26 protein-coding genes are annotated in these 26,198 nt (G+C 44.1%); 9 read left to right on the top strand and 17 right to left on the bottom strand.

Going from position 1 to position 26,198, the window contains the following annotated elements; translation table 11 throughout:
• Positions 1 to 28: 28 nt before the first annotated feature.
• The 3 genes from Q8J82_RS03060 to Q8J82_RS03050 are packed head-to-tail and all read right to left on the bottom strand — an operon-like array spanning position 29 to position 2,327.
• Positions 29 to 676: a type 4a pilus biogenesis protein PilO gene (locus Q8J82_RS03060; RefSeq protein WP_305327750.1), complete on the bottom strand. Its 648-nt coding sequence runs from the start codon at positions 674 to 676 to the stop codon at positions 29 to 31.
• On the bottom strand, positions 673 to 1,257 hold the full coding sequence (locus tag Q8J82_RS03055; protein ID WP_304908873.1) for a PilN domain-containing protein: 585 nt from the start codon (positions 1,255 to 1,257) through the stop codon (positions 673 to 675). The genes Q8J82_RS03060 and Q8J82_RS03055 overlap by 4 nt, the downstream gene beginning before the upstream one ends.
• The gene (locus Q8J82_RS03050; protein WP_304891241.1) at positions 1,254 to 2,327 is read right to left on the bottom strand and encodes a pilus assembly protein PilM; all 1,074 of its coding nucleotides are present in this window, start codon (positions 2,325 to 2,327) and stop codon (positions 1,254 to 1,256) included. The genes Q8J82_RS03055 and Q8J82_RS03050 overlap by 4 nt, the downstream gene beginning before the upstream one ends.
• A 222-nt stretch (positions 2,328 to 2,549) precedes the next feature.
• Between Q8J82_RS03050 and Q8J82_RS03045 the strand changes: the two genes are divergently transcribed.
• Together Q8J82_RS03045 and Q8J82_RS03040 are read left to right on the top strand one after the other, a co-directional pair.
• On the top strand, positions 2,550 to 5,048 hold the full coding sequence (locus tag Q8J82_RS03045) for a penicillin-binding protein 1A (RefSeq protein ID WP_305327749.1): 2,499 nt from the start codon (positions 2,550 to 2,552) through the stop codon (positions 5,046 to 5,048).
• Between the two features lie 19 nt (positions 5,049 to 5,067).
• The gene (locus tag Q8J82_RS03040) at positions 5,068 to 5,691 is read left to right on the top strand and encodes a hypothetical protein (RefSeq protein ID WP_304891239.1); all 624 of its coding nucleotides are present in this window, start codon (positions 5,068 to 5,070) and stop codon (positions 5,689 to 5,691) included.
• Positions 5,692 to 5,723: 32 nt separating this feature from the next.
• Here Q8J82_RS03040 and hemB read toward each other — a convergent pair whose 3' ends face one another.
• The 8 genes from hemB to rpe all read right to left on the bottom strand — a co-directional run bounded on the left by hemB (position 5,724) and on the right by rpe (position 12,823).
• Positions 5,724 to 6,716, bottom strand: coding sequence for a porphobilinogen synthase (gene hemB / locus Q8J82_RS03035; RefSeq protein ID WP_304891238.1), 993 nt, complete (start codon positions 6,714 to 6,716; stop codon positions 5,724 to 5,726).
• Positions 6,717 to 6,758: 42 nt separating this feature from the next.
• The gene (trpC, locus tag Q8J82_RS03030; RefSeq protein WP_304891237.1) at positions 6,759 to 7,550 is read right to left on the bottom strand and encodes an indole-3-glycerol phosphate synthase TrpC; all 792 of its coding nucleotides are present in this window, start codon (positions 7,548 to 7,550) and stop codon (positions 6,759 to 6,761) included.
• A gap of 95 nt (positions 7,551 to 7,645) precedes the next feature.
• A complete protein-coding gene (locus Q8J82_RS03025; protein WP_304891236.1) occupies positions 7,646 to 8,119 on the bottom strand; it encodes a DUF3465 domain-containing protein in 474 nt (157 codons plus the stop codon).
• Between the two features lie 6 nt (positions 8,120 to 8,125).
• Positions 8,126 to 9,172, bottom strand: a complete 1,047-nt coding sequence (gene trpD, locus Q8J82_RS03020; protein ID WP_304891235.1) for an anthranilate phosphoribosyltransferase — start codon at positions 9,170 to 9,172, stop codon at positions 8,126 to 8,128.
• Entirely contained in the window at positions 9,172 to 9,738 is a 567-nt protein-coding gene (locus Q8J82_RS03015) for an aminodeoxychorismate/anthranilate synthase component II (protein ID WP_304891234.1), read from the bottom strand. Before Q8J82_RS03015 ends, trpD begins: the two co-directional genes overlap by 1 nt.
• A 1-nt stretch (position 9,739) precedes the next feature.
• Positions 9,740 to 11,248 carry an anthranilate synthase component I gene (gene trpE, locus Q8J82_RS03010; RefSeq protein ID WP_304891233.1) on the bottom strand — a complete coding sequence of 503 codons (1,509 nt, stop codon included), beginning with the start codon at positions 11,246 to 11,248 and terminating at the stop codon, positions 9,740 to 9,742.
• A 167-nt stretch (positions 11,249 to 11,415) separates the two neighbouring features.
• Positions 11,416 to 12,099 carry a phosphoglycolate phosphatase gene (locus Q8J82_RS03005; protein ID WP_304908876.1) on the bottom strand — a complete coding sequence of 228 codons (684 nt, stop codon included), beginning with the start codon at positions 12,097 to 12,099 and terminating at the stop codon, positions 11,416 to 11,418.
• A gap of 13 nt (positions 12,100 to 12,112) precedes the next feature.
• Complete coding sequence (gene rpe / locus Q8J82_RS03000; RefSeq protein WP_304891231.1) at positions 12,113 to 12,823, bottom strand: ribulose-phosphate 3-epimerase; 711 nt, start codon at positions 12,821 to 12,823, stop codon at positions 12,113 to 12,115.
• Positions 12,824 to 12,919: 96 nt separating this feature from the next.
• On the opposite strand from rpe, the gene hemA reads away from it, so the two are divergent.
• From hemA to prmC, 3 genes are read left to right on the top strand one after another with little or no spacing between them, the layout of a single operon-like run.
• The gene (gene hemA / locus Q8J82_RS02995) at positions 12,920 to 14,179 is read left to right on the top strand and encodes a glutamyl-tRNA reductase (protein ID WP_304908877.1); all 1,260 of its coding nucleotides are present in this window, start codon (positions 12,920 to 12,922) and stop codon (positions 14,177 to 14,179) included.
• 28 nt (positions 14,180 to 14,207) lie between these two features.
• Positions 14,208 to 15,290, top strand: a complete 1,083-nt coding sequence (gene prfA, locus Q8J82_RS02990; protein WP_304891230.1) for a peptide chain release factor 1 — start codon at positions 14,208 to 14,210, stop codon at positions 15,288 to 15,290.
• A 2-nt stretch (positions 15,291 to 15,292) separates the two neighbouring features.
• Positions 15,293 to 16,165, top strand: a complete 873-nt coding sequence (gene prmC, locus Q8J82_RS02985) for a peptide chain release factor N(5)-glutamine methyltransferase (protein WP_304891229.1) — start codon at positions 15,293 to 15,295, stop codon at positions 16,163 to 16,165.
• On the opposite strand, the gene Q8J82_RS02980 is transcribed toward prmC, so the two are convergent.
• Together Q8J82_RS02980 and Q8J82_RS02975 are read right to left on the bottom strand one after the other, a co-directional pair.
• Entirely contained in the window at positions 16,162 to 16,929 is a 768-nt protein-coding gene (locus tag Q8J82_RS02980; RefSeq protein WP_304891228.1) for an alpha/beta fold hydrolase, read from the bottom strand. The two genes, prmC and Q8J82_RS02980, sit on opposite strands and share 4 nt — an antisense overlap.
• Positions 16,926 to 17,465, bottom strand: a complete 540-nt coding sequence (locus Q8J82_RS02975; protein WP_304891246.1) for a gamma carbonic anhydrase family protein — start codon at positions 17,463 to 17,465, stop codon at positions 16,926 to 16,928. Before Q8J82_RS02975 ends, Q8J82_RS02980 begins: the two co-directional genes overlap by 4 nt.
• Positions 17,466 to 17,602: 137 nt before the next feature.
• Here Q8J82_RS02975 and Q8J82_RS02970 point away from each other — a divergent pair, with 137 nt between their 5' ends.
• Both Q8J82_RS02970 and metW read left to right on the top strand, forming a co-directional pair.
• Positions 17,603 to 18,745 carry a homoserine O-acetyltransferase gene (locus Q8J82_RS02970; RefSeq protein WP_304891227.1) on the top strand — a complete coding sequence of 381 codons (1,143 nt, stop codon included), beginning with the start codon at positions 17,603 to 17,605 and terminating at the stop codon, positions 18,743 to 18,745.
• Positions 18,735 to 19,352, top strand: coding sequence for a methionine biosynthesis protein MetW (gene metW / locus Q8J82_RS02965; RefSeq protein ID WP_304891226.1), 618 nt, complete (start codon positions 18,735 to 18,737; stop codon positions 19,350 to 19,352). The genes Q8J82_RS02970 and metW overlap by 11 nt, the downstream gene beginning before the upstream one ends.
• 8 nt (positions 19,353 to 19,360) lie before the next feature.
• Here the strand turns inward: metW and Q8J82_RS02960 are convergent, their stop codons facing one another.
• A complete protein-coding gene (locus tag Q8J82_RS02960; RefSeq protein WP_305326420.1) occupies positions 19,361 to 20,875 on the bottom strand; it encodes an MFS transporter in 1,515 nt (504 codons plus the stop codon).
• A gap of 85 nt (positions 20,876 to 20,960) precedes the next feature.
• Positions 20,961 to 21,764: an exodeoxyribonuclease III gene (locus Q8J82_RS02955; RefSeq protein WP_305326421.1), complete on the bottom strand. Its 804-nt coding sequence runs from the start codon at positions 21,762 to 21,764 to the stop codon at positions 20,961 to 20,963.
• Between the two features lie 29 nt (positions 21,765 to 21,793).
• Here Q8J82_RS02955 and pyrE point away from each other — a divergent pair, with 29 nt between their 5' ends.
• Both pyrE and Q8J82_RS02945 read left to right on the top strand, forming a co-directional pair.
• The gene (gene pyrE, locus Q8J82_RS02950; RefSeq protein WP_304889901.1) at positions 21,794 to 22,462 is read left to right on the top strand and encodes an orotate phosphoribosyltransferase; all 669 of its coding nucleotides are present in this window, start codon (positions 21,794 to 21,796) and stop codon (positions 22,460 to 22,462) included.
• A gap of 26 nt (positions 22,463 to 22,488) precedes the next feature.
• Positions 22,489 to 23,136, top strand: coding sequence for a DUF4124 domain-containing protein (locus Q8J82_RS02945; protein WP_304889902.1), 648 nt, complete (start codon positions 22,489 to 22,491; stop codon positions 23,134 to 23,136).
• 77 nt (positions 23,137 to 23,213) lie between these two features.
• Here Q8J82_RS02945 and gatB read toward each other — a convergent pair whose 3' ends face one another.
• Both gatB and gatA read right to left on the bottom strand, forming a co-directional pair.
• Complete coding sequence (gene gatB / locus Q8J82_RS02940; RefSeq protein WP_305326422.1) at positions 23,214 to 24,677, bottom strand: Asp-tRNA(Asn)/Glu-tRNA(Gln) amidotransferase subunit GatB; 1,464 nt, start codon at positions 24,675 to 24,677, stop codon at positions 23,214 to 23,216.
• Positions 24,677 to 26,191, bottom strand: coding sequence for an Asp-tRNA(Asn)/Glu-tRNA(Gln) amidotransferase subunit GatA (gene gatA, locus Q8J82_RS02935; protein ID WP_305327748.1), 1,515 nt, complete (start codon positions 26,189 to 26,191; stop codon positions 24,677 to 24,679). Before gatA ends, gatB begins: the two co-directional genes overlap by 1 nt.
• Between the last annotated feature and the right edge of the window lie 7 nt (positions 26,192 to 26,198).

The following is a 26,198-nucleotide window of genomic DNA, read 5'->3' as shown; positions in this document are numbered from 1 at the left end:
GATTTTAGTCGCAAATTCACTTGTTTAATCAACCTTTCCCACCTGGATTAACTTTGGAGGCGCTTTTCTTTGAGGCAATTTCATTCGCATCTAAATACCTGTAAGTTCTTGCCGTGGCCTCCATCACCAATACAGCATCGGAGGCTTTAGCATCTTTACCGCCAGTAGTCACGGAAATATCATTTAAAGTAACAATGCGCGACAATTTAGAGATGTCTGTAGCAAACGCTCCTAAGTCATGGTAGGTACCCAGCACTTTAATAGAGATTGGCATCTCAGCATAAAATTCTGCTTGCGTCTCCTGGCTAGGCTTAAATAACTCAAACTCCAAACCTCTATTCAATCCAGCCTGGTTAATATCAGTTAACAATCCATCCATTTGAGATTTATCTGGAAGCTGCTTTAACAAAGCACCGAATGTTTTTTCAATTTCGACCATTTGTTGTTTATACCCAACCAAATTAACGGCTTGGGCTTGTTTGTCTAAAAAAACCTGACGCAATTCCTGCTCTTTTGCTTTTGCCGTATCAAGTGATGTAAACGCATCAGTCCATAAAAAATAATAACCCAGCGCTAAAATAACGAAGAAAATTGCAGCAAGCAATAACGCTTTAACCGCAGCAGGCAAACTCCCCGCATTATTGATATCAATATTATTAAAGTCTTCTAACTTCATGGTTGACTTCCAGCTTTAGTTGTTTTGTCTTCTTCTGCATTAGGCACTTTAATATTTACGTTTAAGGCAAATGCATTTTGCTTGAGGGTATTGACTAATACTGATTTGATTTCAACCAGGCTAGGTGACTCCATCCAGTTTGAAGTGGAGAGATTACGCACTAAAGTGGCCACGCGCGCATTGGTATCGGCAATACCTTCAATTGATATTAAACCACCCTGTTGCTTGATATTTTTGAGATACATACCCTCTGGCAACTGTCTGCTTAATTCATCCAGAATAACAACCGCCTGACTACGATTAGTTTGCAGGTTCTCAACCACTTGTTTACGCTCTAACATGGTGCTGATTTGATCTTTTAAATCTTTAATATCGGCAATTTCCTTATCCAGCTTGACAATGGCCGCATCCAAACGCGCATTTCGCTCCGTCTGCGCATCAATTTTTGCATTGATGAATGTATAACCTAAGAAAATAATGAAAGCGGCAGCAATCGCAGAAAAAAGCGACATTAAGCCAAATTCACGCTGACGCGCTTCCCGTCTTATTTGGCGATGTGGCAGTAAGTTGACACGTATCATATTGACAAGCCCCGCATTGCAAGACCACATGCGATTAGCAGCGACGGCGCATCGATTGCGGCTTGCTGCTGTTTAAGTCTGGTGCTAATTGCCATGCTGTGAAATGGATTTGCAACAATTGTGTTCACTTGGGTTCTATCCTGCACCGCAACGTCTACTGCAGGAATGGCTGCACATCCACCAGCCAATACAATGTGATCAATTCGATTATATTGTGTAGAGCTAGTAAAGAACTGCAAAGCCCTTGCAACTTCCATAGATAGCGACTGCATAAAGGGCTGCAACACTTCGCTATCATAACTCTCAGGTAGCCCACCCTTGCGTTTAGCAATCTCGGCCTCTTCTAAAGACAAACCAAAGCGTCTTTGAATTTCCTGTGTGAGTTGTCCGCCGCCAAAGTTCTGCTCCCGCGTATAAACTGACTTATTATTATGCAAAACATTGATATGCATCATTGAAGCGCCGATATCTACAATTAATACCGTTTGTTCACGCCCTGAATTTGGCAGCTGACTTGCCACCAGAGAATATGCAGCTTCTGTTGCATAATTCTCTACATCCATTACCGCGACCTTTAACCCAGCACCTTCAGCTGCTCCGACTCGATCTTCAATTTTTTCTTTACGGGAAGCGGCTATTAGCACTTCCACTTCATCTGAATTGTTTGGCGCTGACCCAATAATCTGGAAGTCAATATTCACTTCATCTAAGGAGAATGGTATGTATTGGTTAGCTTCAGCCTCTACTTGAGCTTCCATGTCCTCTTCACGCAGACCTGCGTTCATTAACACTTTTTTAGTAATGACAGCGGAGGCAGGCAAAGCAAGCGCGACACGCTTTTGCTTGGAGCCTAATAGTTTCCATGCCATTTTCATGGCATCAGCAACTTTTTCAAGATCGCCCACATTGCCATCAACGATAGCCTCTTTTGCCAAAGGCGCACTTGAATATCCTTCAAGCTTATAGCCTCCGCGACCGTCGTCTGACAGCTCTACCATTTTAATAGCGGTAGAACTGATATCTACTCCAATCAGTGGCGGGGTTTTATCTTTAAAAAAGCTGAATTTCAAATTGAAATTCCCTTTCTGGTATCGTTAGTTACGTACATTTCTAATAATTTACATTAAATCCTATCAACAACTTAAAGCCCTGTAAAGCAATTTTTTTATTGCTTAATTCATTTATGGTTTTTATTTATCACTTTTTAACGCTTTATTTTATAGTTTGTTAGCCTTGGGCGTCAGAGCAATTTATAATACCGTCGATACTTAATCAAATGAAACGTAAACAACATGACTCCTACCAAATGGTGGCACTATGTTTTACTCGCTATAATTGTTAGCGGCTTATCCATACTGGCACTTGTGGCCATAGCAGCTGCGATTATCTACCCGTCATTACCTTCTCTTGATGCACTCACTAATTATCAGCCGAAATTACCATTGCGCGTGTACTCTGAAGATGGTTATTTAATTGGCGAGTTTGGTGAAGAACGCCGCGCTTTTATCGACATATCCCAAGTTCCGCAAAACCTGAAAGATGCGGTTTTAGCCATTGAAGACCGACGTTTTTATCAGCACGGCGGCATAGACACTACCGGTGTATTAAGAGCTATAAAAAACAATGTGACTGGCAAGTCTCATGAAGGCGCCAGCACTATTACCATGCAAGTCGCCAAGAACTTTTTCACCCCTCCTAACGGTAAACGGACATTTATCACCAAAATAAATGAATCTTTGCTAGCCATTAAAATTGAACGGACTTTAACCAAGGATAAAATCCTTGAGCTGTATATCAACCAGATTTATTTAGGCCAACGTTCTTACGGCTTTGCTGCTGCTTCTCAGATATATTATGGAAAAACGCTAGACAAACTTAATCTGGCAGAAACTGCTCTTTTAGCGGGACTGCCTAAAGCCCCTTCTGGCTACAATCCGTTTATAAATCCGAAACGTGCAATCGGCCGCCAACAAGAGGTGTTGCGCGACATGTATCGTTTTGGGTTTCTTAAGGAAAATGAGTATCAGGCAGCTTTAAAACAGCCGTTGCGTTTTAAAGAAGTTAAACGGTCTCGTGATTTATCGGCTGATTACGTGGCAGAAATTGTGCGGGAAACTTTGTACGCACAATATCAAGACGAGATTTACAGTAGCGGCCTCAATGTTTTCACCACTATACGCAGATCGAATCAGGAAGCGGCCAATAACGCGGTTCGTGAAGGCATTTTAAATTATGACTTGCGACATGGTTACCGCGGCCCTGAAGCAATGCTGGATTTAGGCTCGTTGCAGTCAGATGATGACACTGCCTCAAACAATAAAAATCCGTTAGATAACGCTCTGGATGAGTTTGAAACATTTAATGGTTTTATTCCTGCGATTATCACCAACGCTACGCCAAAGTCTATCCAGGCACATACCAAATATGGTGATGATATTGTTATTACCGGCAAAGGATTGTCGTTCGTAGAAAAAATGCTGGCCGAAAAAGACCCTGCCAAGCACTTATTAAAAGCTGGAGCTGTCATTCGCGTACTAAAAACTAAGGATGAGAAAAGCGCTGATGCATGGCGCATCGTGCAACTTCCACAGGTAGAATCAGCATTAGTTGCACTTGATCCTGAAAACGGTGCGGTACGTGCTTTGGTTGGTGGCTTTGATTTCAATAGAAGTAAATTTAACCATATTACTCAAGCATGGCGTCAACCTGGTTCAAGCTTTAAACCTTTTATTTACTCTGCCGCTTTAGAAAAAGGCTATACCCCAGCCACAATAGTAGAAGATTCCCCTTTAACCTTTTCTGCAAGTGAGACGGGTAACAAAGCGTGGTCTCCAAAAAATTATGAGGACGGCTTTGGAGGCCCAATACGCCTAAGACAAGCGCTGACTAAATCTGTCAACATGGTAGCAATTCGCGTACTGAATGATATAGACCCTATCTACGCGCAAAGCTATATCACACGTTTTGGATTTGCTGCTAAAGATCATCCGCCCTACCTAACAATGGCACTAGGTGCAGGTTCAGCCACGCCATGGCAAATGGCTAGTGCCTATGCCGTGTTTGCCAATGGCGGATATCGTGTCAAACCAAACTTGATTGCGAAAATTGTAGACCATAATGGCAAAGTTATTATGACAACCAAGTTTGACCATGCTGGTAATGGCGCGCCACGTGTGATTGATGCTCGCAATGCATTTATCATGAACTCTATGATGCAGAGCGTGGTGCGAAACGGCACAGCAACCAAAGCATTAAAACTTGGCCGTAGCGACATTGCAGGTAAAACAGGCACCACGAATGACCATATTGATGCTTGGTTTGCTGGCTACAGCCCCAAACAAGTGGCTATTGCCTGGATTGGATTTGATAAGCCACGTTCTTTAGGCAAAGGTGAAACTGGCGGTGGTGCTGCCTTACCAATTTGGATTAAATACATGGAAACAGCATTGAAAGGCGTACCTGAAGTGCAGATGCGGATACCTGATGGCGTGATTGCCATTAACATCGACCCATCCACAGGTACGCGTGATGAAGGAGGAATAATGGAGTATTTTTATCATGAAAATCCACCACCTTTAGTCGAGTCTGCATTGCCCCCGCTATTAGAAGATGGTGATGAGTCTGGCTTCAATCCAGCCGCACCGAGTCAGCCACAACGACTATTGCAACCAGAAATTATATTGCCATCGAGCCCCCCTGGCAAACACTCACAAACCGTACCGAATCAGCCCCCAAATACTGATCATACTGATGCACAAGGCCATGCAACAAAACTATTAAATTCAAACTGAACAACTTAATTTAGTTGCCATGGCAAAAGAAAATTTACAGCAATTACGACAATTGATTGCCCAGCAAGCGGCTCGAATGATGGCAGAAGATGGCATCTCTGATTATTCCTATGCCAAGAAAAAGGCTGGGCGGCAAGTTGGCGCGGTTGATAACGACGTATTACCTTCGAATGCTGAAATTGAGGAAGAACTCAAACTATATAATGCACTTTTTTTAAGTGATGAACAGCCAGAAAACCTGCGTATGCTCCGTAAAAACGCGCTCTTCACCATGCAATTACTTGAAAGATTTAACCCGTATTTAACTGGCGCTGTGCTGGACGGCACGGCTGGATTAGGTGCAGAAACGCATATTCACTTGTTTGCTGACAGCCTAAAAGACGTAGAAATGTTCTTGCTCAATCAAGATATTCCATTCCAAACCAATGAAAAATCATATCGTGTGATGAATGACGGAAAACGTGATAAAAAAGGCGACAACCGCAAAAAAGTTCCAGTTTTCTCACTTGAAATGTCGACTGGCATCATTAAATTAAGTGTATTTGAAGTCGATGAAATAAGAACTCCTACAAAACGGGCTGCAGATGGGAGTAATGCAGTGCGAGCGGACATACAAAGTGTTAAGTTTTTACTGAACCAATAAGCCTTGCAGCCACTACCCTTGCCGTGAATATGCTAAATTGCTTTTAGCCACCGTGCTACATCCATCGCAAAGTAAGTCAAAATCCCATCCGCACCCGCGCGTTTAAAAGCTAACAAGCTTTCCAACACACAGGCTTTTTCGTCTAACCAGCCGTTTTGCGCGGCGGCTTTCAGCATGGCATATTCACCACTGACTTGATAAGCAAAGGTTGGTACACCAAATTCATCTTTTACACGGCGGACAATATCCAGATAAGGTAAGCCTGGTTTCACCATCACCATGTCTGCACCTTCTGAAATATCCAGCGCCACTTCCTGCATCGCTTCATCGCTATTGGCTGGATCCATTTGATAGGTGTATTTATTGCCTGAACCAAGATTCCCTGCCGAGCCAACCGCATCGCGAAACGGCCCATAAAACGCTGAGGCATATTTGGCAGAGTAGGCCAAAATCTTAGTGTGAATATTACCCGTACTTTCTAACGCTTCACGGATTTGACCAACTCGGCCATCCATCATATCACTGGGCGCGACGATATCAGCGCCGGCATTAGCATGTGAAACCGCTTGCTTTACCAATACTTCAATTGTTTCATCATTCAGCACATAACCTGCATCATCAATCAATCCATCCTGGCCATGCGTGGTAAAGGGGTCTAAAGCGACATCGGTAATTACGCCAAGCTGCGGATAAGCTGCTTTAAGTGCTGCAACCGCACGTTGCGCCAAGCCATCCGGGTTATATGCTTCAGCCGCATCTAAACTTTTAAATTGACTATCCACCACTGGAAATAATGCAATAGCAGGAATGCCGAGTTGCACGCATTCCGCAGCGGTTTTGAGTAACACATCAATACTCTGACGCTTTACACCTGGCATAGAAGCCACTTCTTCTGTACGATCTTCACCGTCAAGAACAAACACCGGATAAATTAAATCATTCGTCGTCAGCACGTTTTCGCGCATCATACGGCGTGAAAATTCGTCTTTACGCATACGACGTGGGCGGGAGTAGGGATAGCTCATTTTTTGTTACCTCGATTCAGAAAACAACCAATTAACGAAAAGTTAAATGCTAAAGACTCTTGCCAACTCTGCACCAGGGTCTGGCTGGCGCATAAATGCCTCGCCCACTAAGAATCCGTGCACATCGTTATCTGTCATCAGCTTCACGTCTTCTGGTGTAAATATACCTGATTCTGTAACAACAAAGCGGTCATCTGGCAGCACTTTTAATAAATCAAGCGTAGTTTGCAGCGTCACTTCAAATGTACGTAGATTACGATTATTGATGCCGATTAACGGTGTATCAAGCTGCAGCGCCAATTCCAGCTCATCTGCATCATGCACTTCTACCAAAACTGCCATGCCTAGTTCGTGCGCTATTGCCTCTAACTTTTGCATTTGGCCAAGCTCAAGGGCGGCAACAATAAGTAAAATGCAATCAGCCCCCATGGCGCGCGCTTCAAATACCTGATATTCATCTATGATGAAATCTTTGCGCAACACAGGCAGTTTGCAGGCCTTGCGGGCCTGCTTTAAGTATTCGGCTGACCCTTGAAAATATTCAGCGTCAGTAAGCACTGACAAACACGCTGCGCCTGCTTTTTCATAGCTTTTCGCAATTTCAGCAGGGTTAAAATCTTCGCGAATTACACCTTTGGATGGGCTGGCTTTTTTAATTTCAGCAATCACAGCTGGCTTATTAGCCATAATTTTTTTGTGAATACTGCCAACAAAATCACGCGGCTCGCCTTGTGCTTCAGCTTGCTTTTGCAGCTGCTCCAAACTAACAGCAGCCTTGCTGGCAGCAACTTCTATTTGCTTGGTGGCTAAAATTTTATTTAAGATATCTGACATAGTTTTTTCAATTTATAGTTTTTTCAATTTATAGTTTTTAGATGATTGATAAGGCTTGTTTAAATGCAGCGCCTTGTTTATTTGTTAAGCTTGGTTTAATTGTAAGTTTGGCCGTTGTGTTTAATCCAACCGCCCTCGATTGTCTGTTTTGGGTCACGATGCGTCCAATGCATCACGCCGCCCTTTGGGTTATAGACATATTCACCTCTAAACTGAACAGTATCACCCACTGCAAGCGGTACAACAGGTGCCAGGTCAATATTATGCGCAAACAGCAATGTTTGCTCTGCTGAAATAGTGACTAAGAATTTCTGATGTCGTGAGCCTTTATTGTCATCAGGCAATATTTTTTTTACGATGCCCGCGCCTTCAACAAAAATGTCACTCTTTTTACTTTGAAATGCCTGAATAATCGCGACGTTGTCGCTTTGCGCTGGCGTGGTATTTTGAAGGCCAGCTTGTGGTTGCACTAGCTTCGGCGAGTTATTAACACCCTCAATGCCAGCAGTATTTTGCTTGCAGGCAAATAACAGACTTAAAATAATCAATAAAAAAATATGTTTTTTCATGAATTTCTATGCTGCTTTTAAAGCCTCTAACTTAGCCAAAGCCAAGCCGTTATCAATCACTTCTGCCGCCTTGTTAATACCAGCCTGCAAGTTATCGACAATACCTGCTACATAAATAGCTGCTCCAGCGTTTAGCAGCACAATATCTCTAGCTGCGCGCTGGTTAGGATTATCAAGTTTGCCGTTAAGCACGTCTAAAATCATGGCTTTCGATTCTTCTGCATTTTGCACTTGTATGGTGCTTAAGTCGTGCAGCTGCATGCCAAACTGGCTAGGATGTATGGTGTATTGATTGATTGCGCCATCTTTTACCTCGGCAACAAAAGTATCACCTGTAAATGAAATCTCATCCATGCCGTCAGCGCCATGTACGACCATGACATGTTCGCTACCCAAACGCTGCAGGACTTGCGCCAGTAGAATCGTTAAATCTTGATGGAATACGCCCATCACTTGCCGTTTGGCGCCCGCAGGGTTGGTCATCGGGCCAAGCAGGTTGAATAGGGTGCGTATGCCCATTTCTCGGCGAACAGGCGCAGCATGCTTCATTGCGCTATGGTGGTTAGGCGCAAACATGAAACCAATACCGATGCTATCGACACATTTCGCGACTAGTTCAGCTGGTAAATTAACGTTTACGCCTAAAGCCTCCAATACGTCCGCACTGCCGCAGGTGGATGACACGGAGCGGCCGCCATGCTTGGCAACTTTTGCACCTGCTGCTGCTGCAACAAAGGCGCAAACGGTAGATATGTTAAAAGTCTGAATGCCGTCGCCGCCCGTACCGCAAGTATCAATCAGATGACTGGTGTCGTTAATGGTGACTTTAGTCGAAAGATCTCGCATAACTTTAGCCGCGGCTGCGATTTCATCGACGGTTTCACCTTTCATCCGCAAACCCATCAACAGGCTGGAAATTTGCACCGCAGTCAGTTCGCCTGACATCATCATGCGCATAATTTCAAGCATTTGCGTATGCGTGAAATCATCACGGTTCAGCAGTTGCTGCAAAGCTTCTTTGAAAGTCAGCTCCATTATTTGTCCTTCTGGCATTATTTTTCCTTCAGGAAGTTATCCAGCAGTTCATGGCCGTATTCCGTCAGGATGGATTCTGGATGAAACTGCACGCCTTCAACACGCAACGTCTTATGTCGCACACCCATAATCTCGCCATCCTCAGTCCATGCGGTAATTTCCAAACAATCCGGCAGGGTTTCTTTTTCTATCACCAAAGAGTGGTAACGCGTTGCGGTGTAAGGGTTAGGCAAGCCTCTAAACACACCAATATTATGATGGTAAATCAATGAGGTTTTGCCGTGCATGAGCTGCTTGGCATGCACAATATTCCCGCCAAATGCCTGACCTATACTCTGATGTCCCAAACACACACCTAATAAGGGAATTTTTCCTGCAAATTCTTTAATCAGCGGCACGCTAATACCCGCCTCATTTGGCGTGCATGGGCCAGGTGAAATTACAATATGAGTGGGGTTTAGTGATGCCACTTTAGCCAAGTCGATTTCATCGTTACGATATACAAGGACTTCTTGCCCCAGCTCGCCTAAATACTGCACCAGGTTGTAGGTAAAAGAATCATAATTATCTATCATGAGCAACATGTTAAACCCCTGCTTTCGTAGCTACTTCTATACTCAAGTCCAAACCTGCCTGCACCAGTTCGGCAGCACGCAGTACAGCTTTAGCTTTATTCTGGGTTTCGTCCCATTCACTTTGCGGAACTGAATCCGCCACGATGCCGGCACCAGCCTGTACGTAAAGCATGTTATTTTTAATCACGCCTGTTCTAATCGCAATCGCCACGTCCATATCGCCATTAAAGCCCAAATAACCCACCGCACCCGCATAAATACCACGTTTGCTCGGTTCCAGCTCATCGATGATTTCCATTGCACGTACTTTAGGCGCACCACTTACCGTACCAGCAGGAAAGGTAGCTTTAATCACATCAATCGCATCCATGCCTGCTTTGAGCTTACCTTCAACATTGCTCACAATATGCATCACGTGGGAGTAACGCTCAATCATCATATTATCTGTGACCTTTACGGTACCTGTCTGTGCCACCCGACCTACATCATTGCGACCTAAATCCATAAGCTGTACGTGTTCCGCACGCTCTTTGGGGTCGGCTAACAATTCCACTGCCAGTGCCATGTCTTGCTCACGTGTTTTTCCGCGCGGCCTTGTACCAGCAATTGGACGAGCTGTGACAGTGCCGTTCTCAAGCCGCACTAAAATCTCAGGCGACGCACCCACCACATGATGATCGCCCATGTCGTAGTAGAACATATACGGTGATGGATTCAAACTGCGCAAGGCACGGTATAAACTTAATGGAGGCGCAGTGAATTTCTGCGACATACGTTGCGACAACACCACCTGCATGATATCGCCATCTAAAATATACTGTTGTGCTCGTTTTACGGCAGCTTTAAAGTTGTCTTCACCAAACTCTGAGCTGGCGACTGAGCTTTCTGAAGAAACCGCTTCTGGAATCGCCACAGTTTTTCTTAACAATTTCAGAAGCTCACCCAAGCGTGCATATGCATTCTCGTAAGCATTAGCTTCAGTTGGATTTGCATAAACAATGAAATATAGTTTGCCGCTTAAGTTGTCCACCACAGCAATTTCTTCAGACACCATAAACAACACGTCGGGCACGTTGATTGCATCAGGCTTATTAACGCCAGCTAAACGTTTTTCAATATACCGTACCGTTTCATAGCCAAAATAGCCCGCTAATCCGCCGGTAAAACGTGGCAAACCTTCATAAGGAGGCGTTTTGAAACGCGCCTGATAACTTTTAACGAAGTCTAATGGGTTGGTATTTTCGACTGACTCGACGACCTTATTACCATCAAGTACTTGCACATGATTATCATGCGCCACGATACGGGTTTTTGCTGGCAGGCCAACAATCGAGTAACGGCCAAAGCGTTCACCGCCCTGCACAGACTCCAGCAAATATGAAAAAGGCTGATTGGCTAATTTTAGATACAGTGACAATGGTGTATCTAAATCCGCAAAAGTTTCCAGCACCAGCGGGATGCGATTATAGCCTTGCTCAGCAAGGGTGTTGAACTCGGTTAAACTAATCGTACTAAACATAATTTTTCTCACATATAAATTGGTTAAATGGTGTTACTTGGGTTGCAAACGTAAAGTTACGCATAGCACTCCCTGTAGGCTTTAAGCCCGCCACCATCGCCAACTATGTGTTTTGATGCCACCTATATTCATGTTAAGTACTTAAATTTAGTTTCTAGTTAAAATAGTTAATGCAACAAATCCAGCGCATCACCGATGTTATCAATTAACGCATCGACTGCATTTGCATCTACACGCTGGCCTTGATTATAGCCATAAGGCACAGCAAACACACTGCAACCTGCGCTTCGTGCTGCAGTAATATCGGTTTTAGAGTCGCCGATTAACAGAGCATCAGCCACTGAAACCCCAAGCTTTTCACAAATATAAATAAGTTGATCTGGATCGGGCTTCTTTTTTGACAAAGTATCGCCAGACACTACCAACTCAAAAAACTGCATGAAGTCATTGGCTGCCAATAAAGGCAAAGTGAAACTTGCTGGCTTATTTGTTACACAAGCCAATGGGTATCCCGCTTTTTTAAAGGCCTCTAAACCTTCTACTACATTTGGATAAGGCTTACTTTCGGCTGCATTGTTCGCATAAAACTCAAAAAATAATTTTTGCGCTTCCGCATACTCTGCAGCATCAGGCTCAGCAGCAACTTGACCCGTTAAACAACGTTTAATCAGCACATGCGCACCTTCACCGATGTAAGACTCTATCTGCCATTCATCTAAAGTAGGTTTGCCAAGTGCAGTCAACATTTTATTCGACGCGCGCGCGATTTCCGGTGCGGTATGCATCAAGGTACCATCAAGATCAATCATGATGGCTTTAACCTTGAATTTTTTATTTTCAGTGCTGCGCAATTTAAGTTGCCGTTTATTTCACCGTTGCCAATGAAGCACGCATTTCGCCTACAATCGTGTTGTAACGGTTTTTATCAGTGTCTTTGCCTTGAGTAAAGATTGCACTACCTGCCACAAACGTGTCAGCGCCAGCACGTGCAATTTCAGCAATGTTTTGTGCGTTCACGCCGCCATCTACCTCAAGCCAAATTTGGCGGCCAGTTTTTTCATAATATGCATCAATTCTTGCACGGGCTAGTTTCAATTTTTCCAGGGTTTCCGGGATGAATTTTTGTCCGCCAAAGCCAGGATTCACTGACATTAACAAAATCATATCCACTTTATCCATCACATGATCTAAATAACTTAATGATGTCGCGGGGTTGAATACCAAACCGGACTTACAGCCCAAATCACGCACCATCGCCAGACTACGGTCAATATGCTCAGATGCTTCCGGGTGAAAAGTAATGATGTTCGCGCCAGCTTTGGCAAAGTCAGGAATAATACGGTCAACAGGCTTTACCATTAAATGCACATCGATAATGCCGCCTACACGTTTAGCGGTTTCACGGATAGCTTCACACACTAAAGGCCCGATTGTGAGGTTAGGCACGTAATGATTATCCATGACATCAAAGTGCACTAAATCTGTACCGGATGTAATGACATCGTCAATTTCTTGGCCAAGTTTGGCAAAGTTTGCTGAAAGAATACTAGGGGCAATTCTAAAAGTTTTATCCATGGCGAAAGTCCGTTATTTAAATGGTTTAAAAATACTAATTTGTTATTTTAACGCTATTTCTTGCTTAACATAAGCCAATACATCAAAATTACGCCTATGCAGTTATATGTTATCGGCGTTAACCACACGACCGCACCCATTCAGATTCGAGAAAATGTTGCTTTTAATAGCGAACAATTAGGTAGCGCCTTGCGCGAGCTGACCTCACACGACGCTACAGAGGCGGCGATTTTATCTACATGCAATCGTACCGAACTTTACTGCAGCGCAGAAAACCCTGAAAAGCCGCTTCACTGGTTAACGCATTATCATAAGTTAGAAGCTAGCAGTATTCAACCTTACATTTATACCCTACCCAATGATGAAGCAGTAAAACATGCTTTCAGGGTGGCCTCCGGCCTAGATAGCATGGTGCTTGGCGAAGCACAGATTTTGGGGCAATTTAAACAATCCGTCAAAATCGCCCAGGATGCCGGCACGCTAGGCACTTTATTACATAAGCTATTTCAACGTACATTTGAAGTTGCCAAAGAAGTACGCACCAACACTGACATTGGCGCAAACTCAATATCAATGGCTGCAGCAGCGGTGAAACTTGCGCAACGTATTTTTGGTGACATCAGCGAACAAAAAGTATTATTTATTGGCGCAGGTGAAATGATAGAACTGTGCGCCGACCATTTTTCCGCACAAAAACCAAAAAGCATGGTGGTGGCAAATCGTACGCTAGAGCGCGGCTCGCTCTTGGCGGAAAAAATGAGTTCGCATGGGATTAACGCACATGCCATTCTGCTTAACGACTTACCCGAACGTTTTGCCGAGTTCGACATTGTCATTACCAGTACCGCCAGCCAATTGCCGATTGTAGGACTGGGCATGGTTGAAAGCGCGATTAAAGCGCGTCGCCACCGACCGATTTTTATGGTGGATTTAGCTGTTCCGCGCGACATTGAGGCTGAAGTGGCAGAGTTGGACGATGTGTTTTTATACACCGTAGACGACCTTGCGCAAGTAGTGGCGGATGGCATCGTTAACCGTCAGGAAGCAGCCGTAGATGCTGAATTGATTGTAGCTACGCGCGTTGAGCACTTTATGCAATGGGTGAAAAAACGCAATACAGTGCCCACTATTAAGGCGCTGCGCGACCAGGCAGAAGTCATGCGTCAAGCCGAGCTTGAAAAAGCGCTTAAGCTGATTCAAAAAGGTGAAAGTCCGGAGCGCGTGTTAGAGGCGCTAAGTAACGCACTGACCAACAAATTTTTACACGCTCCCAGCCATGCTCTGAATCAAGCGCACGGCGAAGAACACGCCAAGCTTGAAGACATCATCAAGCAGCTTTACCAAATTAAAAACTAAATAAAATCTCTAAAAGAGCCTACCTAGAATGAAACCCAGCATGATTAGAAAGCTCGCCACCTTGAGCGAGCGCTTAGAAGAAATTAACCGCCTGATGAGTAGTGAAGGTGTGACCAACAACATGGATGCCTACCGTAAGTTAACGCAGGAGCATGCGGAAATTACACCTATTGTTGAGCAATATCATGTATTTGAGCAAGCGGAGGCCGACATGGCTGAAGCGCAAAAAATGCTATCTGATCCTGACATGAAAGAATTTGCTCAAGAAGAAATAGAATCGAGTAAAGCCAAACTAGAACAGGTAGAGCTAATGTTGCAAAAACTGTTGCTGCCAAAAGACCCCAATGACGATAAAAATCTGTTTTTGGAAATTCGTGCAGGTACAGGCGGTGATGAGTCTGGCTTATTTGCAGGGGATTTATTCCGGATGTACAGCCGCTATGCAGAACGCCAAAAATGGAAAGTCGAAATCATGTCCGCTAATGAAGGTGAAATGGGCGGTTACAAAGAGATTATCGCCAAAATTGAAGGTTACGGCGCTTACTCAAAACTAAAATTCGAATCTGGCGGCCATCGCGTACAGCGTGTGCCCGATACTGAAACCCAGGGGCGTATTCACACCAGCGCCTGCACTGTGGCCGTGTTGCCGGAGGCAGATGAAATTAACGATGTGGTGATTAACCCTGCGGATATTCGCATTGACACCTACCGCGCCAGTGGTGCTGGTGGTCAGCATATTAACAAAACCGACTCTGCTGTTCGCATTACCCACGCGCCTACAGGTATTGTAGTCGAATGCCAAGAAGGTCGTAGCCAGCATGCCAACAAGGCACAGGCTATGCAAGTGCTAGCCGCACGTATTAAAGCCAAGCAAGTGGATGAGCAACAAAGCAAGATTGCCAGCGAACGTAAAAGTTTGATTGGCAGCGGCGATAGAAGTGAGCGCATCCGCACCTACAATTACCCACAAGGCCGCATCACCGACCACCGCATCAACCTCACGCTTTATAAGATTGATGCGATTACCGAAGGTGATATGGATGAGTTGATTGGTGCGCTATCGGCAGAACATCAAGCTGATTTACTGGCAAGTTTGGGTGAAGATAATTAATAATGAATATTCATGCATGTTTGCATGATGCTCAAACCTTGCTCTCTCAAATGCTTGAGACAAGCAGGCACGAAGCCAAACTTGAAGCGCAGCTGCTATTACAACATGTACTTAAGGTTAATCGAGCTTGGTTAATAGCGCATGAGAACGATGTCCTACAACCTAATAACCACGCGGTGTTTGAAGCATTACTAGGTTGCCGCTTGAGTGGTGAGCCTATGGCTTATATTTTGGGGTGCCGTGAGTTTTATGGATTGGAGTTGATGGTGACGCCTGACACTTTGATTCCTCGCCCTGATACGGAAACATTGGTGGATGCGGCTTTGGCTAAGATTCCACGAAGTGATCATTCAAATGTCTTAGACCTTGGCACTGGCACTGGTGCAATAGCGCTTGCGATTGCTAAACATCGCCCACAAGCCAGCGTTACTGCCGTTGATGCTTCATCTACCGCCTTGGAAGTTGCAAAAAAAAACGCTCATCATTTAAAGATGACTGACGTGCTGTTTGTTTTGAGCAACTGGTTTAATAACATCACCAATGATAAATTTGATGTGATTGTCAGTAACCCACCTTACATTGAGCAAAATGACGCGCATTTGACGCAAGGCGACTTACGTTTTGAACCGCTATCTGCACTGGCTTCAGGCATAGATGGCTTGGATGATATTCGCCACATTATCAATCATTGTTTAATCTACCTTAAACCCCAAGGCTGGTTAATGTTGGAGCACGGCTACAACCAAGCTGAGCAAGTTGCAAATTTAATGGCTGACACCGGTTTAACGAACATTGAAACGATTCGAGATTTAGGCGGCAACGACCGCGTAACGATAGGCAAAAACCCTTTAATTATCAACTCCCATTGGGATTAGGCCTGGTGTTTAACTACTTTTTCTATAAAAGCCTGCACGCTGGCAGCGGCTTCTTTCGGCGTTACTTGCAACAGTAGGTGCGGTGAATCTAACTCTACGAGTGTTACATTCCTCGCCAGTTTGAATATGAGCTCTGAAGCTGATGCTGGCACTAAGTAATCATGCCGCCCCCGCAGATAGAGAATCGGCGTCTTGATATTTGCAAGTTTTGCTGAATAATCAACATTAATGACCGCCTCCAATCTAGAGCGCATGGTAATTGCTGAAACCGTAGGCAAGGTATTCTGAAGCATCTGATAAGCCTTTTCACTGCTAAAACCGTTCATTAGAAACTGACTAGTGATATTTAACCAAAATTTGCTGATTGGTATTGCTGGCAGCAAAAAACTGAATTTTGAGAGCATCGGCCTAGGGTTGCTTGCAAATGTGCAAGAGAGGATTAGGCCTTTTAGCTGGTCTCTGGCACAGGCTGCTAACGCAATCGCAATGGGGCCCGAAAATGATTCCCCTAGTATGATGTAAGGCGCATCTTTCGGGAGTTGAGCACTTTGAATCTGAGCGTTGGCTAGTACGGTCAAAGCCTCGTAACTTAAACGGCCTGTTTTAGGGTAGCTGATCACAACCGTTGTAATTTCTGGATTAAGTGCTGCGATGAAACTCTCGAACAACTCACCTGTGCCATCCATACCAGGTAAAAGTATTAGCGTTACTAAGGGCTTGGGTTCGCTTAGGGACTGGGTTTCATTTAGGGGCTGAGTTTTCATTTAGACAGATACGCATTCTTTAACTGTACATAGTTATCTGCCGAATACATAAAGTGTGCGATTTCTTCTGGTGTTAAAGCACGTATTTTTTTAGCTGGGCGACCTACGTACAAGCAGCCGCTGTCTAATATTCTGCCTTCCGGCACTAAACTACCTGCCGCCAGTAACACATGTTTCTGAACCAGCACTTTATCCATCACAATGCTACCCATCCCAATAAGGCATTCATCCTCGATGGTGCAGCCATGCAAAATCACCGTATGCCCAATGGTTACGTTGTCTCCTATCAAAATTGGCGAGCCTTCAGGGTCAGCGCTGGACTTATGATTGACATGCAACATACTTAAATCCTGGATATTGGAATTTTTACCAATACGGATAAAGTTAATATCCCCACGAATGACTGCGCCAGGCCATACCGAGCTATTTTCACCAAGACTCACTTCACCAATGATGGTTGCGGCTTCATGCACATAAACACCAGCCGCTAATTGCGGTGTTTTATTTTGAAAGTTTTGGATATTTTTTGAATGCATCATAAAATCTCGCTAGTTTGATTACCTTTGAGTAAGTTTAGCTGAATGTTTAGGCTAAAATTTCTCAAAGCAAAAAATTTAACAACCCTAAATTTAACAACCCTTAGTATTTAATATAGCCATAGTATAATCACACCATGCAAGAAAATAACTCCGTCGGCATCGTTGCCCCACAAACTGCGCACTTTAATAAGCCGCTCACGCTGAAAAGCGGTGTTGTATTGCCGCAGTTCGATCTCGTTTATGAAACTTACGGGGCGTTAAATGCCGATAAATCGAATGCGGTTTTAATCTGCCATGCGCTATCCGGCACGCATCACGTTGCAGGTAAATATAACGAGAATGATAAATATCCTGGTTGGTGGGACAATTTAGTTGGCCCGAATAAACCATTAGATACCAACAAGTTCTTTGTGATTGGTGTCAATAACTTAGGTGGCTGTCACGGCAGCACTGGTGCGACCAGCATCAACCCAGCCACGAATAAACCTTGGGGTTCACAATTCCCGGTACTTACGGTTGAAGACTGGGTAGCTTCACAAACATTATTGGCAGACTATTTAGGCATACAACAATTAGCCGCGGTGGTGGGCGGAAGTCTAGGCGGCATGCAAGCCTTGCAATGGACGATTGCTTACCCTGACCGCGTGCGCCATGCATTGGTGATTGCTTCAGCCCCCAATCTCACCGCACAAAATATGGCGTTTAACGAAGTAGCGCGCCAAGCGATTATTACAGACCCTGAGTTTCATGGCGGTGACTATTACGCACACGGTGTTGTGCCGCGCCGAGGCCTGCGCATTGCCCGTATGCTGGGTCATATTACCTATTTAAGTGATGATGCGATGGGTGCAAAATTTGGTCGCAAGCTCAAAGATGGCGTTAAATATAGCTTTGATGCTGAGTTTGAGATGGAGTCTTACCTGCGTTACCAAGGTGATAAATTTGCCGGCGAGTTTGATGCGAATACCTATTTACGCATGACACGCGCTTTAGACTATTACGATCCGGCGTTACCATTTAATAACGATTTAACTATGGCATTAAGCAATGTAAAAGCGCAATTTTTAGTGGTTTCTTTCACAAGTGACTGGCGGTTTTCACCTGCGCGCTCACGCGAAATCGTAAAGGCACTGCTCGATAATGAATGCACTGTGAGTTACGCTGAGGTCACTGCAGCCCATGGTCATGACGCATTTTTAATGCCGGATGCGCACTATCACAATATTTTGCGCGCCTATTTAAGTAATATTGAGATTGGTAGCGACAATGCAAAATAATGTAAAAATTACAAATATTGTCGGTGAATTTAGACAAGACTTTGCAATTATTGCAAATTGGGTGAAATTTGGCTCTAAAGTACTGGATTTAGGTTGTGGCGATGGAGAATTATTACAATTTTTGCGTAAAAGCTTAGAGGTAAAAGGCTATGGCGTAGAAAAAGACGATGCCAATTGGTTAGCATGCATGAAAAATGGCAGCAATGTCATTCAAATGGACCTGGAGGACGGCTTGTCGGGCTTTGAAGACCAATCGTTCGATACGGTCATACTCTCACAAACCCTACAAGCCATGCACAATACCGAAGAAATCGTCCAGGAAATGTTGCGGGTTGGACGTGAAATCATTGTCACCTTCCCCAATTTTGGTTATTGGCGTAATCGCATTCAAATTACGGGCGGGCGCATGCCTGTTTCTAAAACCTTACCTTACCAGTGGTACGACACACCCAATGTACATCTTTGCACGATTAACGACTTCGATCAATTTTGTAAAAATCACAAAATCACTATTTTAGAGCGAAAAGTCATTACCGATGGTAGCGAGGTGGGTTTTATGCCCAATTTATTTGGTAATTTGGCGATGTATCGCTTAAAAACCAGTTAGAGTTACCTCTAGCTTGATTTCTGCTCAATATGTTTTTGGCTAATTCGATACACAGATTCCCGCATCCACCAAAGCATTACAACTCCTGGAACAGCCGTGACGACCGAAAACAGAAAGAAATTCGGCCATCCGAGGCTTTCCGATAACACTCCCGCAACTGGGCTGACATAAATGCGCCCCACCGCTGCCAGGGCTGAAAGCAGTGCATAATGTGTTGCGCTAAATTGATTGCTGCACAAACTCATCAGCAACGCAACAAATGCCGCCGTACCCATACCACTGGTAATATTTTCTAATGCAATCGCACTCATCAATAAACTATCAATTTGCGTGGGAACAGTAACTGCCACGAAACCTAAATCAAACGGCATTAAAGTAAAGCTGCCCCATGCGCCTTTGCCTAATATAGCCAACGCGTAAAAGCCAAAATTTGAAAGTAGTTGCAAAACACCAAAGCTCATGAGTGCTTGAAACAAAGTAAAACGCATCATGAGTAACCCCGCTAAAAACGCACCAATAATGGTGAGCCAGATACCAATGATTTTATTCACTATACCCACTTCAATTTGGGTGAACAGCATGCCTTTCAGCAAAAATGGGGTAAATAAACTACCTGCAAAAGCGTCACCCAATTTGTAGAGAATAATTAAAATCAAAAAAGCCCATGCGCTTTTTTGGTTAAAGTAGCTAGATAATGATTGCGTTAGGGTAGCAAAGCCAACATATTGCGCCGCTTTTACACCCATAGGTAGCGCTACACTTAGGCTTACCAGCACATATGCCAACTGCACCCATTTACTTGCTTCTGCAAAATCAATTCCTGCTGCCATAAAAGCAAAGCGCGTCACATATACCCCTGCCAGTACACCTAGCAGCAATGCTAAAAAGCCTAATAATTCTTTTTTCGGGTCTGAATTTAACGGCTTAATTTCACTTTTAACCGTAGGCAAAAATACTAAAGAAAATATTGCGGAAAACAGCATCACTCCTGACATCATCTGGTAAACGCGGCTCCAGCTTTGCCATTGGTCTGCCCAAATAAGTGCAATACCGCCAGACAAAATCATACCCATCCTATAACCTAATACCGACATAGATGCGCCTATGCCGCGCTCATCAGCCTCTAGCACATCGGTGCGGTAAGCATCAATCACAATATCCTGCGAGGCCGATAAGAATGTCACTAGTAACGCAATGACTGCGAATGTAGCCGGGCTTGTTGTATAAGATATTGTAGAAAGATAATAAATACTCACGGCCAAAAATAGTTGAGTGAGTACTAGCCAACCACGCCGCCGTCCAAGCCATGACGGTTCAAAACGATCCATCAGCGGTGCCCACAAAAACTTAAATGTATAAGGCATTCCCACCAGCGCTAAAAAACCAATCGTCGCAATCGCGACGCCATCGGTGGTAAGCCAAGCCTGCATTGCCTGCCCAGTAAGAGCCAATGGCAAGCCTGATGCAAATCCTAAAAAAAGTATTGCGGTAAGCCGTTGCAGGCGCTGGATTTGTTTAAACATGTGGTGTGTTATTTTAATTTTTTGGTCAAAGTTATATTCTAACTAAAGTAGCGTCGCTAACCAGACAAGTTTTTAATTTTAAATATTACAGTCCATAATCCACTATCAATGGCGCATGATCGCTAAAACGCTCTTCTTTATAAACCTGGGTAGAAACAGCTTTACTGGCTAATTTCGGTGTTGCAATTTGGTAATCAATCCGCCAACCCACGTTCTTAGCCCAAGCTTGTCCACGGTTACTCCACCACGTGTAACATTCATCGGTGGTATTTGGATATAATTTTCGGTAAACATCTACCCAGCCCACCTGGTCAAACAGCGTTGTAAGCCATGCACGCTCCTCCGGTAAAAATCCGGAATTCTTCTTATTGCCTTTCCAGTTTTTCAAATCAACTTCTTTATGCGCGATATTCCAGTCCCCGCAAATAACCACTTCGCGGCCGCTCGCTATCAGCGCTTGTAAATGCAGCATAAATCGGGTCATTACGCTAAACTTGAATGCCTGACGCTCCTCGCCGCTGGAGCCTGATGGCAAATACAGTGAAATAACGCTTAGGTTTCCGACACTCGTGTTGTTAAATTGGCATTCTAGATATCGGCCTTCGCTATCAATATCAAGCACATCTTTATTTGATCCGCCTAAACCTTCAATCACCGCATCAGGCTTAGTTTTGGAATAAATACCAACGCCGCTGTAACCTTTGTTTTCAGCATAATGAAAATAACCGTAATACCCTGGCGGGCCCAACATCTCCGGTGTCATATCTGCTTGCTGTGCCTTAATTTCTTGCATACAGACGATATCTGCATTTTGTTTTTGCAACCATGCTTGCACACCTTTATTTGTGGCTGAGCGTATACCATTTAGGTTTAGCGATATAATCTTCAAAACTTAATTCCTTAATTTATTTAACAATTATGACGACAACTAACACGAATCTACAATCAGACCAATTCAGGCAAGAGTTTATCGCATTTGCCATTAAAAAAGAGGTATTACGTTTTGGTGAGTTTAAAACCAAAGCAGGCCGTTTGAGTCCCTACTTTTTTAACGCAGGCCTGTTTAATGATGGAATGAGCTTAATGAAGCTTGGCGAATTTTATGCTGAAGCCATTAAAAACTCGGGTATTGAGTTTGACATGCTATTTGGACCAGCTTACAAAGGCATTACATTAGTGGCAAGTATTGCCATCGCCTTTGCCAAAAATGGTCACAATGTGCCCTATGCCTACAACCGCAAAGAAGCCAAAGGCCATGGCGAGGGTGGACTAATCGTTGGCAGTCCGTTAAAAGGCCGGGTACTTATTATTGATGATGTAATATCGGCGGGTACATCAGTACGAGAATCGGTAGAGCTTATCGCTGCTAACGGTGCCAATGCTTGTGGTGTGGCCATTGCTATCGACCGGCAAGAGCGTGGCATAGGCGAGCTTTCTGCCGTGCAAGAAGTCATTAAAACGAATGGAATACCCGTTTGTGCGATTGCCAACTTAAGTGACTTATTGAGTTATTTACAAAAAAATCAAGACATGGCGCAAAACTTGCTTGCTGTTAAATCCTATCGGCAACAATATGGCGTTAATTAATCGCCAAAAGGACTATATTCAGGACAATGAAGTATTTTCAGCAAACTCACATTGATATTGATAAGACTAAGACTCAACCTAGTTTAGCCTTAGTGTTATGCATGTTTGCTACGATACTTTTACTTGGCACTTTTTCGCAGCACGCTCAAAGCACCGGCAAAATTGTGAAATGGAAGGACGACAAAGGCGTAACACACTATGGTGATAGCGTACCGGCACAATATTCGGGTCGTGAAAGTTCAGAAATCAGTAAACAAGGTATTACCATTAAGCGTAATGCACCAATTGATGTACAAGCCCAGGCGTTAGATACGGCCAAGCTGGAACAAGTCAAAAAAGACAAAGCGCTTACCAATGCTTTTACCAATGCAAATGAAATAGATTTAGCGCGTGACCGCAATTTGCAACTTGATTTGGTCGCCATCGAAGGCTTGCAATTACAAAAAAAGAATACTTTAAACAGATTAGCGGTCAGTCAAAGTTACGCAAAAAACTTCACCGAAAACAACAAGCCTATACCCGCCGACTTAAGTGCTGAGATTAAAAGCAATCAAGCGCTGCTTGCAAAGCAGGAACAGCAAATCGAACAACGCAGAGCCGCAATGGAGAGCACTCGCCAACGTTTTGATGATGACAAAGCTCGCTTCATTACGCTCAAAAAACATAACGAATGACATGACTGCTTTACCTGAGCAGCAGCGGGCTGCTCAACCTTAAGTTTTATGGGCACTCTTTAATGGTATTTAAGTTTTTAGGTGCTTAGTTTTATCTTTAGAATTTCATTCACCTGCGCAGGATTAGCTTTACCTTTCGAGGCTTTCATCGCCTGACCGACTAGCGCATTAAAGGCTTTTTCTTTACCCGCTTTAAATTCTTCGACCATGGCAGGATTTGCAGCTAACACCTCATCAACAATCGCTTCAATTGCACCAGTATCAGACTCTTGTTTCAGACCCTTAGCTTCGATAATACCGTCAACCTCGCCTTCAGCATTCCACATTGCCTCAAACACTTGTTTTGCAGCGTTGTTTGAAATAGTGTTATCACCAACTCGCTTTAGTAATTGTGCAAACTGTTGAGCGTTAATAGGTGAATCATTGATGCTCATATCTGCAGCATTAAGTTTGGCAGCCAAAGATCCCATTACCCAGTTGGCGGCTTGTTTTGCATCAGCGCCGGCATCTACCACAGCTACAAAATAATTTGCCAAATCACGTGAAGTGGTTATTGCGTTCGCATCATAGCTTGATAGCGCATACTGCGCCTCAAAGCGTGCTTTCATGGCCTCTGGCAGTTCTGGCATATCTGCCTGCACACGCGCTTTATCTGCCTCAGTAATCACCAAAGGTAACAAATCCGGGTCTGGGAAGTAGCGGTAATCATTCGCTTCTTCTTTGCTGCGCATAGCGCGCGTTTCGCCGGTGTCAGGGTTAAATAACACCGTTGACTGTTGAATTGATCCACCGTCTTCTAACGTTTCAATTTGCCAACGGGTTTCATACTCAATGGCTTGCTGCATGAACTTGAAAGAGTTCAGATTTTTAATCTCACGCCGTGTACCAAGCTTTTCCGTACCTTTTGGACGCACTGATACATTGACATCACAACGGAAGCTGCCTTCCTGCATATTACCGTCACAAATGCCGATCCATTGCACTAACTCATGTAATTTTTTTGCATAGGCTACGGCCTCAGCGGCTGAACGCATATCCGGCTCTGTCACGATTTCCAATAATGGCGTACCAGCGCGGTTGAGATCTATGCCACTCATGCCCTCAACAGCACCATTGTTTTTTAAATCATGCACTGATTTACCCGCATCTTCTTCTAAATGAGCGCGGGTGATGTTGACGACTTTTTCATAAGCTGCATTTTTACCTACTGCTGGCACTTGTATCGTCACAGCGCCTTTACCAACGACAGGTAACTCAAACTGGCTAATTTGGTAGCCTTTAGGTAAGTCAGGATAAAAGTAATTTTTACGTGCGAACACAGAGCGAGGAGCAATATGCGCATTAATAGCCAAGCCAAATTTAATGGCACATTGCACCGCTTCTTTGTTAAGCACCGGCAGTACACCAGGCAAAGCAAGGCTCACCTCACAAGCTTGCGTATTTGGCTCTGCGCCATATTTAATGGATGCACCTGAAAAAATCTTAGTGTTTGTTTTTAATTGAGTGTGTGTTTCTAACCCAATAACGACTTCCCATTCCATTATACTTTTCCTTCTGGCATGACCAAGTTTGGCTTGTCCAAATCTGGCATGCGGTTATGCCAATCTGTCACTTGTTGATACTGATGCGCTACATTTAACATACGCGCTTCATCAAAATAATTACCGATAATCTGCAAACCAACTGGCAATTGTTTTCCATCATCACTTTGTGCAAAACCTGCTGGTACACTCATGCCAGGCAAACCAGCCAAATTGGTCGAGATGGTATAAATATCTTGCAGATACATGGCGACAGGGTCATCCACTTTTTCACCTGCTTTAAAGGCAGTAGAAGGTGCAGCAGGCCCCATAATCACATCACATTGCTTAAAAGCATCTACAAAATCTTGTGCGATTAAGCGACGAATTTGCTGCGCTTTAAGATAATAGGCATCGTAATAACCCGCACTCAATACATAAGTCCCAATCAAGATACGTCGTTTGACTTCGGCACCAAAGCCTTCAGCACGGCTCTTGTTATACATATCCATCAAGTCAGTATATTCAGCGGCACGATGCCCATAACGTACACCATCGTAGCGCGACAAGTTACTTGAAGCTTCAGCAGGCGCCAATACATAATAAACAGGAATCGATAAACCAGTGTTTGGCAGTGAAATTTCAACAATCTCCGCGCCTAATTTTTTGTATTCTGCAATTGCGCTATCTATAACTTTGCCGACACTCACATCTAAACCATCGGCAAAGAACTCTTTCGGCAAGCCAACTTTTAAGCCCTTAAGGGGTAAATCTAAGTTTGGCTTATTTAAATCGCGCGTGTAATCTTCTTTTTCACGATTCAAACTAGTGGAATCGCGCTCATCAAAACCGGCCATTACATTCATCATCAATGCACAGTCTTCTGCACTCTTCGCCATAGGCCCAGCCTGATCAAGTGAAGAAGCAAAGGCAATCATGCCGTAGCGTGACACTACACCATAAGTCGGTTTTAAGCCGGTAAATCCACATAATGACGCTGGCTGACGAATGGAACCGCCAGTATCTGTACCGGTTGCTGCCGCGCAAAGCCGCGCCGCCACCGCCGCCGCACTGCCGCCACTGCTGCCGCCTGGTACGCGGTCAAAGCTCCATGGATTTTTAACGCCACCAAAATAACTAGTTTCATTAGATGAGCCCATCGCGAACTCATCCATATTGGTTTTACCCAAATTCACCGCACCCGCAGCATCAAACTGGGTAATCACATGCGCATCATAAGGTGCTATAAAGTTAGCCAGCATTTTTGAGCCACAAGTAGTTTGCCAGCCTTTTGCGCAAAAAATATCTTTTTGAGCAATCGGAATGCCCGTCAAAGCGGCAGCATTGCCTGAAGCGATGCGCGCATCTGCTGCTTTGGCTTGATTTAGCGTTTTAGCTTCATCCAAAGCAATATAAGCATTGATGCTCGGATTGTATTGACTGATGCGGGTTAAAAACGTCTGCGTTAATTCAACACTGGAAATTTTCTTAGCCTGGAGTAAATCTCCAAGTTGTTTTAGGCTACTGTTAATCATATTAATT

Origin of the sequence: Methylotenera sp. (assembly GCF_030684185.1) — a bacterium.
Classification (GTDB): domain Bacteria; phylum Pseudomonadota; class Gammaproteobacteria; order Burkholderiales; family Methylophilaceae; genus Methylotenera.
This window is presented reverse-complemented; position numbering and strand designations above follow the sequence as displayed.

What these genes read in the sequence shown, in the direction of transcription:
- Q8J82_RS03060 (WP_305327750.1), bottom strand. Translation starts at nt 676, where the DNA reads ATGAAGTTAGAAGACTTTAATAATATTGATATCAATAATGCGGGGAGT.
- Q8J82_RS03055 (WP_304908873.1), bottom strand. Translation starts at nt 1,257, where the DNA reads ATGATACGTGTCAACTTACTGCCACATCGCCAAATAAGACGGGAAGCG.
- Q8J82_RS03045 (WP_305327749.1), top strand. Translation starts at nt 2,550, where the DNA reads ATGACTCCTACCAAATGGTGGCACTATGTTTTACTCGCTATAATTGTT.
- Q8J82_RS03040 (WP_304891239.1), top strand. Translation starts at nt 5,068, where the DNA reads ATGGCAAAAGAAAATTTACAGCAATTACGACAATTGATTGCCCAGCAA.
- hemB (WP_304891238.1), bottom strand. Translation starts at nt 6,716, where the DNA reads ATGAGCTATCCCTACTCCCGCCCACGTCGTATGCGTAAAGACGAATTT.
- trpC (WP_304891237.1), bottom strand. Translation starts at nt 7,550, where the DNA reads ATGTCAGATATCTTAAATAAAATTTTAGCCACCAAGCAAATAGAAGTT.
- Q8J82_RS03025 (WP_304891236.1), bottom strand. Translation starts at nt 8,119, where the DNA reads ATGAAAAAACATATTTTTTTATTGATTATTTTAAGTCTGTTATTTGCC.
- trpD (WP_304891235.1), bottom strand. Translation starts at nt 9,172, where the DNA reads ATGCCAGAAGGACAAATAATGGAGCTGACTTTCAAAGAAGCTTTGCAG.
- Q8J82_RS03015 (WP_304891234.1), bottom strand. Translation starts at nt 9,738, where the DNA reads ATGTTGCTCATGATAGATAATTATGATTCTTTTACCTACAACCTGGTG.
- trpE (WP_304891233.1), bottom strand. Translation starts at nt 11,248, where the DNA reads ATGTTTAGTACGATTAGTTTAACCGAGTTCAACACCCTTGCTGAGCAA.
- rpe (WP_304891231.1), bottom strand. Translation starts at nt 12,823, where the DNA reads ATGGATAAAACTTTTAGAATTGCCCCTAGTATTCTTTCAGCAAACTTT.
- hemA (WP_304908877.1), top strand. Translation starts at nt 12,920, where the DNA reads ATGCAGTTATATGTTATCGGCGTTAACCACACGACCGCACCCATTCAG.
- prfA (WP_304891230.1), top strand. Translation starts at nt 14,208, where the DNA reads ATGAAACCCAGCATGATTAGAAAGCTCGCCACCTTGAGCGAGCGCTTA.
- prmC (WP_304891229.1), top strand. Translation starts at nt 15,293, where the DNA reads ATGAATATTCATGCATGTTTGCATGATGCTCAAACCTTGCTCTCTCAA.
- Q8J82_RS02980 (WP_304891228.1), bottom strand. Translation starts at nt 16,929, where the DNA reads ATGAAAACTCAGCCCCTAAATGAAACCCAGTCCCTAAGCGAACCCAAG.
- Q8J82_RS02975 (WP_304891246.1), bottom strand. Translation starts at nt 17,465, where the DNA reads ATGCATTCAAAAAATATCCAAAACTTTCAAAATAAAACACCGCAATTA.
- Q8J82_RS02970 (WP_304891227.1), top strand. Translation starts at nt 17,603, where the DNA reads ATGCAAGAAAATAACTCCGTCGGCATCGTTGCCCCACAAACTGCGCAC.
- metW (WP_304891226.1), top strand. Translation starts at nt 18,735, where the DNA reads ATGCAAAATAATGTAAAAATTACAAATATTGTCGGTGAATTTAGACAA.
- Q8J82_RS02960 (WP_305326420.1), bottom strand. Translation starts at nt 20,875, where the DNA reads ATGTTTAAACAAATCCAGCGCCTGCAACGGCTTACCGCAATACTTTTT.
- pyrE (WP_304889901.1), top strand. Translation starts at nt 21,794, where the DNA reads ATGACGACAACTAACACGAATCTACAATCAGACCAATTCAGGCAAGAG.
- Q8J82_RS02945 (WP_304889902.1), top strand. Translation starts at nt 22,489, where the DNA reads ATGAAGTATTTTCAGCAAACTCACATTGATATTGATAAGACTAAGACT.
- gatB (WP_305326422.1), bottom strand. Translation starts at nt 24,677, where the DNA reads ATGGAATGGGAAGTCGTTATTGGGTTAGAAACACACACTCAATTAAAA.
- gatA (WP_305327748.1), bottom strand. Translation starts at nt 26,191, where the DNA reads ATGATTAACAGTAGCCTAAAACAACTTGGAGATTTACTCCAGGCTAAG.